The sequence below is a fragment of the Streptomyces barkulensis genome, from assembly GCF_002843305.1.
GTDB classification, from domain to species: domain Bacteria; phylum Actinomycetota; class Actinomycetes; order Streptomycetales; family Streptomycetaceae; genus Streptomyces; species Streptomyces barkulensis.
The window spans coordinates 158,238-172,211 of the sequence record NZ_PGSG01000110.1; the positions used below are offsets into that span (position 1 = coordinate 158,238).

Genomic DNA, 13,974 nt, shown 5'->3' on the forward strand with positions numbered 1-13,974 from the left:
CGCGGGGCGGTAGACGCTGTACATATTCACGACCGCTGTCCATATTCATGAACACCGTTACGGTAGGGCAGGGGTTCACCGTGGTCAAGACGGTCCGCTGCTGCGGGAGTGCCGCCCGGTCGGAGGCGCGGGAAAGCGCTTTCCCTTACACTTGACGACGTCGGGGCGACCTCCTACCGTCTCCACAGTTGTGAATGACGATCGGTGATTCGCTCCTTCGTCGAGCCCGCTCGGCGTGTGCGCGCCGGCCTCCCCACCGCACCGAGGAGACAGCCCATGCCCGCCCCCAGAACCGTCCTGCTCACCGGTGCCGCGGGCGGCCTCGGCACCCTGATGCGGGGACTGCTCCCCTCCTACGGCCACACCCTCCGGCTCCTCGACGTCGCTCCCGTCGAGCCGCTTCCCGGAGCGGGGGAGCGGGCCGAGGAGACGATCACCGCCGACCTCGCGGACCGGGCGGCCCTGCGCGAGGCCGTGCGGGGCGTGGACGCCGTGGTCCATCTCGCCGGGATCTCCCTGGAGGCCCCCTTCGAGAAGATCGTGCGGGCGAACATCGAGGGCACCTACAACCTCTACGAGGCGGTCCGCGAGGAGGGCGTCGGACGCGTCGTCTTCGCCTCCTCCAACCACGCCGTCGGCTACACCCCCCGTCCGCGCGAGGGCGATCCGCTGATTCCGGTGGACACCCCGCGCCGCCCCGACACCTTCTACGGGCTGTCGAAGTGCTTCGGCGAGGACCTGGCCCAGCTCTACTGGGACCGGCACGGCATCGAGACCGTCTCCATCCGCATCGGCTCCTGCTTCCCCGAACCCACGACGGTGCGGATGCTCTCGGTCTGGATGAGCCCCGCCGACGGGGCCCGGCTGCTGCACGCCGCCCTGACCGCCGAGGGCGTCGGGCACACCGTCGTCCACGGCTCCTCCGCCAACACCCGGCTGTGGTGGGACCTCTCCTCGGCCCGGGCCCTGGGGTACGAGCCGCAGGACGACTCCGAGCCGTACGCGGCCGAGCTCATCGCCGAACAGGGCGAACTCGATCCGGACCGGCCGGAACACGCCCGCCTGGGCGGTCACTTCACCACCGAACCGCCGATCTGGCCGCACTGACCAGCCGCCCAGCCGCCCAGCCGCCCAGCCGCCCAGCCGCCCAGCCGCCCAGCCGCCCAGCCGCCCAGCCGCCCCGTCGCTCCGGTGATCCGTCGCTCCGGCGGACGCCGGGCCGTCTCAGCCCAGGTCGTCGAACATGGCCAGCAGCGCCTGCTCGTCCGCCTCCCCCAGGGCGGGCTCCTCCCGGCGGCCGGAGCCGGAGTCCTCGGGGCGCGGCACCTGCTCGGCCCACACCGTCTTCCCCCGCGACATGTAGCGCACCCCCCAGTTCCTGGTGAACTGCGCCACCAGGAACAGGCCGCGCCCACCCTCCTCGGTCACCCCGGCACGCCGGATGCGGGGGGAGGAGTTGCTGCGGTCGGAGACCTCGCAGAGCAGGGACGCGCCGCGCAGCAGTCGCAGCCGTACAGGCCCCCCGCCGCCGTACCGCACGGCGTTGGTGACCAGCTCGCTCACCACCAGGCCGGTGCCGTACTCCAGTTCCGGCAGGCTCCACTCGTCCAGCTGCCGCCGGGTCAGCGCCCTGGCATCGGCGACCACCGACGGGTCGGAGGGCAGCTCCCAGGACGCCACCCGGTCGGCGGGCAGCGCGTGCACACGGGCCAGCAGCAGGGCCACGTCGTCCCGGGGGCCGTCCCGGGCCCCGTCGTGCGGGTCGCCGGGCAGCAGGGCGCCGGTGACCCGGTCGCAGATCCGCTCCAGAGACGGCTCCGGCGGTGAAGACGGCGGCGAATCCGTACCGCGCAGCGCTGAGGTGAGCAGCCCCGTGCGCGCTTCGGTGTCGCCGTAGCCGCGGCCCTCCTTGAGCAGGCCGTCGGTGTACAGCGCCAGCAGACTGCCCGCGGGCAGCTCCACGGTGGCGGACTCGTAGGGCTGGAGCCCGCCGAGCCCCAGCGGCGGCCCGGCCGGCAGGTCCAGCGTCCGCGTTCCGCCGCCGGGCAGCACGGCGACGGGCGGCGGATGCCCGGCGCGGGCGGCCGTACAGCGGCAGGTCACCGGGTCGTACACCGCGTACAGGCAGGTCGCGGCCGTGGCCGGGTCGTCGGGCGCGCGGCCGACCAGGTCGTCCAGGTGGGCCAGCACCTCCTCCGGCGGCATGTCCAGATCGGCCAGGGTGCGCACCGCCGTGCGCAGCCGGCCCATGGTGGCCGCCGCCTCCAGCCCGTGGCCCGCCACGTCCCCGACGACCAGCGCCGAACGCATCCCGGACAGCGGGATCGCGTCGAACCAGTCGCCGCCCACCCCGCTCCTGGCGTCGGCCGGCAGATAGCGGTGGGCGAGATCGACGGCGGCCAGCCGGGGCGTGTCACGCGGCAGCAGACTGCGCTGCAGGGTCAGGGCGGCGTCACGCTCCCGGCTGAAGCGGCGGGCGTTGTCCACGCTGATCGCGGTGCGGGCCGCCAGCTCACCCGCCAGGGCCAGGTCGTCCTCCTCGTAGGTGCGCGCCCTGCCGCGCCGGTAGAAACCGGCCAGGCCCAGGACGGCGCCCCCGACACGCAGTGGCGCGGCCAGATACGAGTGCTCGCCCTCGCCGAGCAGTTCGCGCAGCAGTTCACCGGGGTGGGCGCCGCTCAGGGAGGGGGCCGTGAGGATCTCGGTCCGCACCGAGTCCGCGACGGGCCGCCCGGCCTCCAGGCACCGGGCCTGCGGAGTGCCGGGCGCGTAGCCGACCGGGGCGTCCGCGCCGTCGCCCGGCGCGCCCTCCGCCCGCCCTCCGCCCCGTACGGCCACCCGGCGCAGCGCCGGCGCTGCGCCGGGGGTTCCCGGCGGGGGCTCCTCGCCGGCCAGGACGTCCTCGGCCAGGTCCACCACGACGACGTCGGCGAACCTCGGAACGGTGATCTCCGCCAGTTCCTCCGCCGTGCGCCGGATGTCCAGTGTGGTGCCGATCCGGGTGCCCGCCTCGTTCAGCAGCGACAGCCGCCGACGGGCCTCGACGGCCAGGCGGCCGACCCCCGGCTCGCCCACCATCAGCAGCCACGCTTCGGGGCCGCCGCCCTCCGTCCCGCCGGGCCGGCGCTCCCGTTCCGCCTCCCGCGGCCCCTCCGCCTCCCGCGGCCCCTCCGGCTCCTGCCGTACACCGCCAGGTACGTCCGTCTCCTCCCGAGTGTCCGCGGGCCGCCCGGCGGGGGAGGGCGGACGCAGCAGCGGCACCCTCCGGCCGTCCGGGCCGCCCGCCGCGGCCGCGGGCGCTCCCGGTGCGGTGACGGTGGAGCGGGCCTCCCGGAAACTGATCTCGACGGCGGCGCCCTCCGCGTCGCCGTGGTGCAGGAGTTTGCGCCGCAGCGTCGCCACCCGCCCGCCCGTCAGCGGCACCTCGGCGAACGTCTCGCTGCTGGAGGAGATCAACTCGGTGGCGGTCTCCAGCAGCGCCAGCTCCTCTCGCGGGGCCAGCCGGGGCGCCGCCCCGCCGCGCCGGGCCGGCGTCCCCGAGGCGAGATCGATCTCGGCGTGCTCGCCGCGCCGCCTGGCCCGCAGGAACGACTCCATCAGGCCGCGTTCCCGGGCCGATCCCATCTCCAGCAGCCGCTCGCCGATGCGGTCGGTGGCGTTCTGGAGCATCAGCGCCATCCCGGGCCTGGCCAGCTCTATGGGGACCGAGAGGTTCACCGCGCCCTGCACGGTGCCGCCCACCGGGTCGCGCACCGGGGCGGCCATGCAGGTCAGCGTCTTGAGGCTGTGCAGGAAGTGCTCGTGCCCGACGACCACGAACGGGGCCCGGGTGCTCAGCACCATGCTGACGCTGCTGGTTCCCATGAACCGCTCGTCGACATTGGCGCCCGGGACGAGGGAGGCGGCGTCCATCAGCTCCAGCCCCCCCGGTCTCCCCGAGCCGGTCGACGATGTTGGCCCGCGAATCGGTCAGCACCACGGTGACGGGCATCCCGGAGAACCGCTCGTACAGCCGCCGCAGTACCGGCATGGCAGCCCTGACCAGCCGGGAGTCCGGATCCAGGTCGCTCTCCACGGGTAGCGAGGGATTCTCCTGGTCGACGCCGAGCAGGCGCGATCGCTGCCAGGAGGCGAGGATCTCCGCACGCACCTCGGGGGTGGGCGGTCGCACACCGCGGCCGTCCCTCGCGAGGATCGGGAAAGAAGTCACCGGAACGAAATAATAGGACAAAAAGGGTGGAAGTTCATATCGGTGTGTCCGGGGCGGCGGGGGAACCCGCGGGGCGGCACCGGCTGCCCCCGCCGCCGCGGGGGCGCGCCCAGCGGCGGCACGTCGCCGAAGGGCCGCGCGGGACCGTTCTGGAACGGGCGGGCCGGGTGGTGCGCAGCGCCGAGGAGGAGGAGCGAACCCTCCCGGGACGGGCCCCGGAATATTCGCTGCGGTGACGGGGCCGCCGACTTCTATGATCGGCGGATGACGGATCCCGTATACCCGGCGAAGCCCCGGCCCGGTGACATGGTCGCGGTGCTGTCCCCCTCGTCCGGCCTGCCCGGCGTCCTCCCCATGCCGTACGAGCTGGGCCTGCGCAGACTGCGGGAGGAGTTCGGGTTGAAGACGGTGGAGTACCCGGCCTCCAGGAAGATGGGGTCGACGCCCGGGGAGCGGGCCGCCGACATCCACGCGGCCTTCGCGGACCCCCGTGTCAAGGCCGTGTTCGCCAGCATCGGAGGTGACGACCAGATCACCGTCCTGCCCCACCTCGACCGCGACCTCCTCCGCGCCAACCCCAAACCCTTCTTCGGGTACAGCGACAACACCAACCTGCTGCTCCTGCTGCGGAACCTGGGCATCGTCGGATACCACGGCGGCACGGTGATGGTCGAGCTCGGGCGCCCCGGCGCGATGCACCCGCTGACCGCCGACTCGCTCAGGGCGGCGCTGTTCACCTCCGGCGAGTACGAACTCACCGCAGCGGACGCCTACGGGGACATCAGCCGCCCCTGGGACGACCCGCGCACCTTCGACTCCGAACCGGAGATGGAACCCGCCGACGGCTGGTCCTGGCACAACGGCGACCGGGTGGTCGAGGGGATCAGCTGGGGCGGCGAACTGGAGATCGTCTCCTGGCTGCTGATGGCCGACCGCGAGGTCCTTCCGGTCGACTCCTACGCCGGCGGCGTGCTCTTCCTGGAGACGTCCGAGGAGATGCCGCGCGCCGAACAGGTCTACCGGATCCTGCGCAACATGGGCGAACGCGGTCTGCTCCGGCAGTTCCCGGCGCTGCTGATGGGCAGGGCGAGGAGCTGGTCGTTCGAGAACCGGTTCACCGCCCCGGAGAAGGCACGGTTCCGCCGGGACCAGCGGGAGGCCGTCCTGCGGGCCCTTGGGCAGTACGCCCCCGACACCATGGCGGTGTTCGACGTCGACCTCGGCCACACCGACCCTCAGCTCGTCATCCCCGTCGGAGGACGGATCCGGGTGGACGGCCCCGCGCGCCGTATCACGGTCACCTACTGAGCCGGTCCCCCGGCCGGCAGGGGAACGACCCCCATCCCGGCGCCGGCGGTGACCGGCCGCCTCATCGTCGCCTTCGCGCAGGGCGCACCGGTCCGTCCCGGGGTCGGCGGGGCACTGGAGCGGCTCACGCCCCGCGAACGGAAGGTGCTGCTCCTGGTCGTCTCGATGGCGGTGGTGTGGCCCGTGGCAGCCACCGCCCCGACCAGACTGCTCGCCCTCGCCGTGCCGCTGCCGGACGGTCCCGTGGGAGCGGCGCTCCTGCTCGGCCTGGTCTCCCTGGCCGCCGTGGTCAACGCCGGGGTCCTCAGCGCCGTGCTGCGCCGGTTCCGCACCCGCGCCGCCCGGGCCTGAGGCACCCCGCGGGCGGCGGTGCGACGTCGCCGCCCGCGGGGGGTGCATGCTCCCGCGTTCGGCGCCGGCGGTGTGTGATGCTGGGCGGGACCATGTCGGTCGGACGGCGTACAGCGACGTACAGCGATGTGTCGAGGAGTGCCACCCATGTCGAAGCCACCGCTCCCCGAAGCGGCCGTGACCATGCTGAAGAAGGCCAACCCGGCCGTCATCACGACCCTGCGGCCGGACGGCCAGCCGGTGTCCACCGCCACCTGGTACCTGTGGGAGGACGGCCGGGTGCTGGTCAACATGGACGAGGCCCGCAAACGGCTGCGGCATGTGCGCGACGACCCCCGTGTCACCCTCACCGTGCTCGACGAGGGCAACTGGTACACGCACGTCAGCCTCATCGGCCGCGTGACCGAGATCCGCGACGACCCGGAGCTCGCCGACATCGACCGGCTGGCCCGCCACTACCTCGGCGAGCCGTATCCGCGGCGGGACCGCCGCCGCGTCAGCGCCTGGATCGGGATCGACCGCTGGCACGGCTGGGGCTCCCTGAAGGACAGCGACCAGCCCGGATGACGCCCCCGGCCGAGCCCCCGGCAGCGTGCTCGTCCGCGTGCTCGTCCGCGAGGCCCGGTCGAGGCGGCCGCGAGCCGGCAGGAGTGTTCTTCTCCGTACGGGGCACCGGTCGATGACAGCCCGGTTCGGTTGTTTCAGGAGGCACCGTGACGGAAACCGTCGTTCTCATCCTCGGCCTGGTGGTCGCGCCCATCGCAGCCCTGGCCCTGCTCACCTGGGGTCTGAACGGCACCGTGCGGCTGCTGGACCACTTCGCCGGCCGGAGGGAGCCGGCGGCGCGGACCGTGCGGTGGCGGGCGCCGGAGACGACCCCGGGCGGCGCAGCCGAGACCCTTTCCCGCTGACTCCCCTCCCCATGCCCCCGCAGGTTCTCCGCTGACCCTGCCGGGGCATGGAGAGGGGAGTCCGGCATGGCATCCGGCCCGGCCGGTCACACGTCGGAACATGAACGATTCACCGAGCACATCCCCCGCCGGCGACCCGGCGGACGAACAGGCCGTCCGGCGCCTGGTACCGGTCTGGCTGGAGGAGGCCGCCCGCCACGACGCGGAGGCGGCCGGGCGGGCCCGGCAGGAGTGGGAACAGGGCCGTCTGTCCCCCGACGCCGCGAGGGAACTGGCCGACTGGGTGACGGCCCGGGTCACCGACACCGGGTTCAACGAGGACGAGGGGCCTTCCAGGCAGGGGCCCGCGCACGTCAGCGTGGCCGACAAGACCGCGGTCCACCGGTGGCTCGCCGCCCGGGGACACGACGTGTGAGGCGGCGCCGCCCCCGGAGCGGGGCGGCGGCTCAGGTCCAGGTGTACTTGCCCCCGCCCACCCAGCGCACGGTGGCCGGGTCGTCCAGGTCCACCGGGCTCAGCCCCGCGTCGTACGCCAGCCGGACCACGTCGGTGATGTCATGGGCGAGGCCGACCGTCCCGTCACTGAGCTGGACCGTGCGGAACGGCCGGTCCCCGTGTGTCACGCCCCAGACGATGATCGGGGGCTGCGACGGCGTCTGGTCGGTCACGCCTTCCATCGTGGACGGGCGGGGCCGCTCCCGCATCCCGCGTCCCGCATCCCGGCCGACCGTGCGCCGGTCCGGCCGGGACGCGGGACGCGGGGGTCAGTCGACCTCCGCCGCGGCCTGCGCGAACTGCGCCCGGTACAGACGCGCGTACGCGCCGTCCGCGGCCAGCAGCGCCTCGTGCGTGCCCTGCTCCACGATCGAGCCGTCCTCCATCACCAGGATGGTGTCGGCGTCCCTGACGGTGGAGAGCCGGTGCGCGATCACGAAGCTGGTGCGGCCGTGGGACAGCCGCGCCATCGCCCGCTGGATCAGCACCTCGGTGCGGGTGTCCACCGAACTGGTCGCCTCGTCCAGCACCAGGATCACCGGATCGGACAGGAAGGCGCGCGCGATGGTGATCAGCTGCCTCTCGCCGGCGCTCACCCCCGAGCCCTCGTCGTCGAGGACGGTGTCGTAGCCGTCGGGGAGGGTGCGCACGAAGCGGTCGGCGTGGGCCGCGCGGGCCGCCTCCTCGACCTCCTGCCGCGTCACGTCGCGGGAGGCGCCGTACGCGATGTTCTCCGCGATCGTGCCGCCGAACAGCCAGGTGTCCTGCAGCACCATGCCGATCCGCGAGCGCAGCTCCTCCCGCCGCATCGCGGCGATGTCCACCCCGTCCAGGGTGATGCGCCCCCCGGTCGTCTCGTAGAACCGCAGCAGGAGGTTGACCAGGGTGGTCTTGCCCGCCCCCGTCGGGCCGACGACGGCCACGGTCCGCCCCGGCTCCACCGTCAGCGACAGGTCCTCGATGAGCGGCCTGTCGGGGGTGTAGCGGAAGGACACCTTCTCCAGCACGACCCTGCCGCGCACGGTGTCGGGGCGCTCGCCCGGCACCGGATCGGGCTCCTGCTCCCCGGCGTCGAGGAGCTCGAAGACCCGCTCGGCCGAGGCGACGCCCGACTGCACCAGGTTGGCCATCGACGCCAGCTGGGTGAGCGGTGTCGAGAACTGCCGCGAGTACTGGATGAAGGCCTGCACGTCGCCGATGGACAGCGCGCCGGAGGCGACCCGCAGACCGCCGGCCACGGCCACCAGGACGTAGTTGAGGTTGGAGACGAAGAACATCAGCGGCTGCATGATCCCGCTGTTGAACTGGGCCCGGAACGAGGCCTCGTACAGCTCCCCGTTCTGTTCGGCGAACATCGCGGCCGACTCCTCCTGCCGCCCGAAGACCTTCACCAGGGCGTGCCCGGTGTACATCTCCTCGATGTGGGCGTTGAGCCTGCCGGTGGAGCCCCACTGCCGCACGAACTGCGGCTGCGACCGCCTGCCGACCCGCCGGGCCACCACGACGGACAGCGGCACGGTCACCAGCGCGACCAGCGCGAGCAGCGGCGAGATCCAGAACATCACCATCAGCACCCCGACCACGGTCAGCAGCGAGTTGACCAGCTGGCCCATCGTCTGCTGGAGGGTCTGCCCGATGTTGTCGATGTCGTTGGTGGCCCGGCTGAGCACCTCACCGCGCTGCCGGCCGTCGAAGTACGACAGCGGCAGCCGGGACAGCTTCGCCTGTACGTCCTCGCGCAGGCGGAACACGGTGTTGTTCACCGCCAGGTTCACCAGGCGGGTCGCCACGGCCATCAGCAGCCCCGCCGCGGCGAACACCGCAAGGGCCAGCAGCAGGACCTCGCCGACGGCGGTGAAGTCGATGCCCGCGCCGGGGGTGAACTCCATGCCCGAGAGCATGTCGGCCTCGTCGCCCCGGCCCTGTCGGCGCATGTCCTCCAGGACCTGCTCCCGGTCGGCGCCGGCGGGCATCTCGCGCCCCACGATCCCGGCGAAGACCAGATCGGTGGCCCGTCCCAGGATCTTCGGCCCGGCCACCGACAGCGCCACGCTCAGCACCACGGCCAGCAGCATCCCGGACAGCACGGTCCTCTCCGGCCGGAACCGCGCCAGCAGCCGCCGGGCGGACCCCTGGAAGTCCGCCGACCGCTGGTCCGGGGCTCCGGCCGTCATCCGGCCCATGGCCATCAGGCGGCCTCCGCTTCCGTCAGCTGGGAGAGGACGATCTCCCGGTACGTCGTGTTGGCCGTCATCAGCTCGTGGTGGTCCCCGACGCCCACGACCCGGCCCTCGTCGAGGACGACGATGCGGTCGGCGTCGCGGACGGTGGACACCCGCTGGGCGACGATCACGACCGTCGCGTCGGCGGTCTCCCGCGCCAGCGCGGCGCGCAGCGCCGCGTCGGTGGCGTAGTCCAGGGCCGAGAAGGAGTCGTCGAAGAGATAGATCTCCGGGCGGCGCACCAGGGTGCGCGCGATCGCGAGCCGCTGCCGCTGGCCGCCGGAGACGTTCGTCCCGCCCTGTGCGACGGGGGCCTCCAGCCCGCCCTCCAGCCGCCGGACGAAGTCGGCCGCCTGGGCCACCTCCAGGGCGTGCCACAGCTCCCCGTCCGTCGCCTCCGGGTTGCCGTAGCGCAGGTTCGTCGCGACCGTCCCCGAGAACAGATAGGGCTTCTGCGGCACCAGGCTCACCGTCCTGGCCAGCAGCGCGGGGTCCAGGTCGCGTACGTCCACGCCGCCGACCAGGACCTCGCCGCCGGTGGCGTCGAACAGCCGGGCCACCAGGCCGAGCAGGGTCGACTTCCCGCTGCCGGTCGGCCCGATGACCGCCGTGGTCTCGCCGGGCCCGGCCGCCAGGCGCACATCGCGCAGGACCGGCTCCTCGGCGCCCGGGTAGCGGAACCCGGCCCCGCGGATCTCCAGCCGGCCGCGGCGGGGCAGTTCCCGCACCGGCTTTGCGGGCGGCGCGACACTGGTGGAGGTGGCCAGGACCTCCTCGATGCGCTCGGCGCACACCTCGGCACGCGGCACCATCATGAACATGAAGGTGGCCATCATCACGCTCATCACGATCTGCATGAGATAGGCGAGGAACGCGGTCAGCGCGCCGATCCGCATGTCGCCGTCGTCGATGCGGTGCGCGCCGAACCAGACCACGGCGACGGACGAGAGGTTCACCACGGTCATGACGATCGGGAACATCAGCGCCAGCAGCCGCCCGGCGCCCAGCGACACCTCGGTCAGCTCGGAGTTGGCGGTGCGGAAGCGTTCGCCCTCGTGCGCGTCGCGCACGAAGGCCCTGATGACGCGGTTGCCGGTGATCTGCTCGCGCAGCACCCGGTTCACCGTGTCGAGTCGTGTCTGCATGGCGCGGAACAGCGGACGCAGGCGCCGTACGACCACGGCCACGCAGACGCCGAGCACCGGCACGGTCGCCACCAGCACCGCGGACAGCGGCACGTCGAGCCGCAGGGCCATCAGGATGCCGCCCACGCACATGATCGGGGCCGACACCATGAGCGTGAAGCCCGTGAGCGCCAGCGCCTGCACCTGCTGGACGTCGTTGGTGGTCCGCGTGATCAGCGAGGGGGCGCCGAAGCGGCCGACCTCGCGCGCCGAGAAGGACTGCACGCGGTCGAAGACCGCGGCCCGCACATCCCTCCCGAGCGCCGCGGCGGTCCGCGCGCCGTGGCGGACGGCGCCGACGTTGCACGCCACCTGCAGGACGGTGACCGCGACCATGACGGAGCCGAGGACGAGGATGCGGCCGGTGTCGCCCTTCACCACGCCCTCGTCGATGATGTCCGCGTTGAGGGCGGGCAGGTAGAGGGTGGCGCAGGTCTGCAGGAGCTGCAGCAGCACCAGGGCGGTGATCGCTCCCCGGTAGGGGGCCAGATGTCTTCTGAGCAATCCGGTCAGCAAGCGGTGGTCCCCCGTATCGGCGTATCGGCGTATCGGCGTGGTGCGGCGCGGCGGGCCGTGCCGGGTGGTGAGGGGTTCATCATCCGTCATGCGGCGAGGAGTTCTCAGGCGACCGAGTCAACTGCCCGAAGATCCACCGGACTCGCGTCCGATCAGCGACCGGTGGGACTCCTGCAGTCCCTCGGGCAGGTCGCCGGGCGCGAACCACCTGGCCTCCAGGACCTCGAAAGGATCGATCTCGAGCCTGCCGCCGGTGAGCCGGGCCTCGTAGGCGGCCTCCGCCCGCAGCCGGTACCCGCTGGTGAGACGGACGAGTTCGCCGACGCGCACGTCGAGTCCGGTCTCCTCGCGCACCTCGCGGACGACCGTCTCCTGGAAGGTCTCGCCCTTCTTGGCGTACCCCGTCGGCAGCCCCCAGGGGCGGTCCGCGTGCCACAAGCGGTGCCTGAGGAGGAGCACGTTGCCGTCCGCGTCGCGTACGACACCGGTGACGCCCACCATGAACTTCGGGTTGGCCAGCCACATCAGGCGCCACTGCAGCGGGCCGCCGATGCGGTGCCAGATCCGGGCGGCGATCCTCTTCACGGCGTCTTCTCCTTCGGTGGGTCCGGCATGGGCGGCCCTCCGCGCCGCGCCGGTGCGCAGCCGTGCGGAGGCGCCGCCGCCCACGATGGCGCATCCGCCCCCGCCGGTGCGTCAGGCGCTCGTCGTGGGCCGGTGCGCGCCGTCAGCCGGACGGAGCCCTCCAGCCTCATCCCCCTTGCCGCACAAGCGACTTGAACGTGTTCAAAAACAGGTCTACAGTCCAGTGCAACAGCTTTTTGAACACGTTCAAAGAGCGCTTCACGAAGGGGCGGGACATGGACCTCACCGTGGTCACGTACGTCGTCTACCTGGCCGTCAGCATCGGTCTGACGGTCTGGGTGGCGCGCACGCTCAGCCGGAACGGGAAGATCTTCCTCGAGGACGTCCTGCGCGGGAACGAGAAGCTCGCGGACGCCGTGAACCACCTGCTGGTGGTCGGGTTCTACCTCGTCAACCTCGGTTTCGTCGCCCTGTACCTGAGGGTCGGCTCCCCGGTGGACGACACCAGGGAGGTGTTCGAGGCGCTGTCGAAGCAACTGGGCGTGGTGCTGCTGGTCCTCGGTGTGCTGCACCTGGGGAACGTCTACGTGCTCAACCGGATCCGGCGGCGGGGCACGATGGAGCGGGAGCAGACGCCCCCGGTGCCGCCGCAGGGCTGGACCGCGCCGGCCGCCGAGGCGTGAGGGGCGTGCCGGGGACGGACGCCGGGCACCGGGACGCCGTGCGCGTCCCGGTCCACCGGCTGACGGTGCTCTACGACGCGGGCTGCCCGCTGTGCCGGCACATCTGCGACTGGCTGGCGCGGCAGCGCAAGCTCGTCCCCCTCGACCTGGTGCCCGCCGGCTCGGACGAGGCGCGGCGCAGGCTGCCGGGACTCGACCACGGCCGAACCCTGGAGGAGATCACGGTCGTGGGGGACGGCGGACAGGTCTACCGAGGGCCGGCGGCCTGGGTCGTGTGCCTGTGGGCCCTGGCCGAGTACCGGCCCACGGCCCACCGGCTCAGCACCCCGGCGGGCGCGCCGCTGGCACGCGCGGCGGTGCTCGCCGCCGCGAAGTACCGGCAGGTGGCGCGCAGGCCGGAGTGGAGCGGCGACCGGGGCGGGCGGGCCTACGGCGCGCACGACGGCTGGAGTTACGACCCGGCCACGGGCTGGACCTTCACCGGCCGGGCCCCGGGCCAGGCCCCGCCCTCCTCCCTCCCCCCGGCCTGCGGGGGAGAATGTCCGGCGCCCGATTAGGCTCACCCGTGTGGAAGCAGCACCGAGATCCGTACGCGAGGGCGCCGTGGCCGGCTCCTCCGAGCCCACCGCGGCCCCCGGAGCCGGGAAGCGGGGCGAGCCGGAGAAGGCCGCCGGGCCCGCCCGGCGGCCCAGGAGCGAGCAGACGCGGGCCCTCATCCTGGAGACCGCCCTGCGCCTGTTCCGCGAGCGCGGATACGACCGCACGACCATGCGTGCCATCGCCCAGGAGGCCGGGGTCTCCGTCGGCAACGCCTACTACTACTTCGGGAGCAAGGAGCACCTGATCCAGGGCTTCTACGACCGGATCGCCGAGCAGCACCAGGCGGCCGCCGAGGCCGTCCTGGACGGCGAGGGGGACCTCGCGGCACGCATCCGCGGGGTCCTCCTCGCATGGCTGGACATCGCCGAGCCGTACCACGAGTTCGCGGCCCAGTTCTTCAAGAACGCCGCCGACCCCGACAGTCCGCTCAGCCCCTTCTCCGCGGAGTCCGAGGGCCCGCGGGAGGCCGCGATCGAGGTCCACCGCAGGGTCCTGGCGGGGGCGGACACCGCCTATGACCCCGAACTCGCCGAGCAGTTGCCCCGGTTGCTCTGGCTCCAGCAGATGGGCATGGTCCTGTTCTGGGTCTACGACCGCTCCGAGGGCTCGGCGAACAGCCGCCGCCTGGCCGAGCGCGTGGCGCCGATCGTCGCCCGCGCGATATCCCTGACCCGCTTCCGCCTGCTGCGGCCCCTGGTGCGCGAGACCCACGAACTGCTCAGCGACTTCATGCCGACGGCGGCGGGGATGGCGGCGAACGGCCCGCAGCGCGAGGAGCCGGGGAAGGCGGGCAGGCCGGCGGGGCGAAGGACGGGAAGGAAGGCGGGGGAGAGGAGGGCGGCGGGCGGGCGTACGGCCGCCCGCCGCGACCCCGGGGAGCGGGACGGGGAGGGCTGACGGCCGCCCGCC

Annotated in this window: 14 protein-coding genes and 1 pseudogene; 9 read left to right on the forward strand and 6 right to left on the reverse strand. The window is 73.1% G+C overall.

The annotated features are described in order from the left end of the window. Positions 1 to 276: 276 nt before the first annotated feature. On the forward strand, positions 277 to 1,107 hold the full coding sequence (locus tag CUT83_RS25590; RefSeq protein WP_101258193.1) for an NAD-dependent epimerase/dehydratase family protein: 831 nt from the start codon (positions 277 to 279) through the stop codon (positions 1,105 to 1,107). 117 nt (positions 1,108 to 1,224) lie between these two features. Here the strand turns inward: CUT83_RS25590 and CUT83_RS25595 are convergent, their stop codons facing one another. Together CUT83_RS25595 and CUT83_RS31800 are read right to left on the reverse strand one after the other, a co-directional pair. Beyond that, entirely contained in the window at positions 1,225 to 3,912 is a 2,688-nt protein-coding gene (locus CUT83_RS25595; protein WP_101258194.1) for a SpoIIE family protein phosphatase, read from the reverse strand. An 85-nt stretch (positions 3,913 to 3,997) separates the two neighbouring features. Beyond that, positions 3,998 to 4,210 (reverse strand): annotated as a pseudogene (locus CUT83_RS31800) (hypothetical protein); the annotation flags it as partial. 264 nt (positions 4,211 to 4,474) lie between these two features. Here CUT83_RS31800 and CUT83_RS25600 point away from each other — a divergent pair. The 5 genes from CUT83_RS25600 (at position 4,475) to CUT83_RS25620 (ending at position 7,195) form a co-directional block, all read left to right on the forward strand. Further along, entirely contained in the window at positions 4,475 to 5,518 is a 1,044-nt protein-coding gene (locus tag CUT83_RS25600; RefSeq protein ID WP_101258195.1) for a S66 family peptidase, read from the forward strand. 48 nt (positions 5,519 to 5,566) lie between these two features. Continuing rightward, a complete protein-coding gene (locus CUT83_RS25605; protein ID WP_101258196.1) occupies positions 5,567 to 5,869 on the forward strand; it encodes an SCO4225 family membrane protein in 303 nt (100 codons plus the stop codon). A 147-nt stretch (positions 5,870 to 6,016) separates the two neighbouring features. After that, the gene (locus CUT83_RS25610) at positions 6,017 to 6,436 is read left to right on the forward strand and encodes a PPOX class F420-dependent oxidoreductase (protein ID WP_101258197.1); all 420 of its coding nucleotides are present in this window, start codon (positions 6,017 to 6,019) and stop codon (positions 6,434 to 6,436) included. 146 nt (positions 6,437 to 6,582) lie between these two features. Next, positions 6,583 to 6,780: a hypothetical protein gene (locus CUT83_RS25615; protein ID WP_101258198.1), complete on the forward strand. Its 198-nt coding sequence runs from the start codon at positions 6,583 to 6,585 to the stop codon at positions 6,778 to 6,780. A 100-nt stretch (positions 6,781 to 6,880) separates the two neighbouring features. Then, positions 6,881 to 7,195 carry a hypothetical protein gene (locus tag CUT83_RS25620; RefSeq protein ID WP_101258199.1) on the forward strand — a complete coding sequence of 105 codons (315 nt, stop codon included), beginning with the start codon at positions 6,881 to 6,883 and terminating at the stop codon, positions 7,193 to 7,195. Between the two features lie 31 nt (positions 7,196 to 7,226). On the opposite strand, the gene CUT83_RS25625 is transcribed toward CUT83_RS25620, so the two are convergent. The 4 genes from CUT83_RS25625 to CUT83_RS25640 form a co-directional block, all read right to left on the reverse strand. Continuing rightward, entirely contained in the window at positions 7,227 to 7,457 is a 231-nt protein-coding gene (locus CUT83_RS25625) for a hypothetical protein (RefSeq protein ID WP_093850559.1), read from the reverse strand. An 87-nt stretch (positions 7,458 to 7,544) separates the two neighbouring features. Continuing rightward, positions 7,545 to 9,464 (reverse strand): ABC transporter ATP-binding protein, encoded by a 1,920-nt coding sequence (locus tag CUT83_RS25630; protein WP_101258200.1) that lies wholly within the window; start codon positions 9,462 to 9,464, stop codon positions 7,545 to 7,547. Next, positions 9,464 to 11,197 carry an ABC transporter ATP-binding protein gene (locus CUT83_RS25635; RefSeq protein WP_101258201.1) on the reverse strand — a complete coding sequence of 578 codons (1,734 nt, stop codon included), beginning with the start codon at positions 11,195 to 11,197 and terminating at the stop codon, positions 9,464 to 9,466. The genes CUT83_RS25630 and CUT83_RS25635 overlap by 1 nt, the downstream gene beginning before the upstream one ends. A gap of 117 nt (positions 11,198 to 11,314) precedes the next feature. Then, the gene (locus CUT83_RS25640) at positions 11,315 to 11,722 is read right to left on the reverse strand and encodes an NUDIX domain-containing protein (protein WP_173915151.1); all 408 of its coding nucleotides are present in this window, start codon (positions 11,720 to 11,722) and stop codon (positions 11,315 to 11,317) included. 335 nt (positions 11,723 to 12,057) lie between these two features. Here CUT83_RS25640 and CUT83_RS31180 point away from each other — a divergent pair, with 335 nt between their 5' ends. The 3 genes from CUT83_RS31180 to CUT83_RS25650 all read left to right on the forward strand — a co-directional run bounded on the left by CUT83_RS31180 (position 12,058) and on the right by CUT83_RS25650 (position 13,962). After that, a complete protein-coding gene (locus tag CUT83_RS31180) occupies positions 12,058 to 12,465 on the forward strand; it encodes a hypothetical protein (protein WP_240958212.1) in 408 nt (135 codons plus the stop codon). Next, positions 12,462 to 13,022, forward strand: coding sequence for a thiol-disulfide oxidoreductase DCC family protein (locus tag CUT83_RS31185; RefSeq protein WP_420882464.1), 561 nt, complete (start codon positions 12,462 to 12,464; stop codon positions 13,020 to 13,022). The genes CUT83_RS31180 and CUT83_RS31185 overlap by 4 nt, the downstream gene beginning before the upstream one ends. 157 nt (positions 13,023 to 13,179) lie before the next feature. Then, entirely contained in the window at positions 13,180 to 13,962 is a 783-nt protein-coding gene (locus tag CUT83_RS25650; protein WP_240958224.1) for a TetR family transcriptional regulator, read from the forward strand. Positions 13,963 to 13,974: the final 12 nt, after the last annotated feature.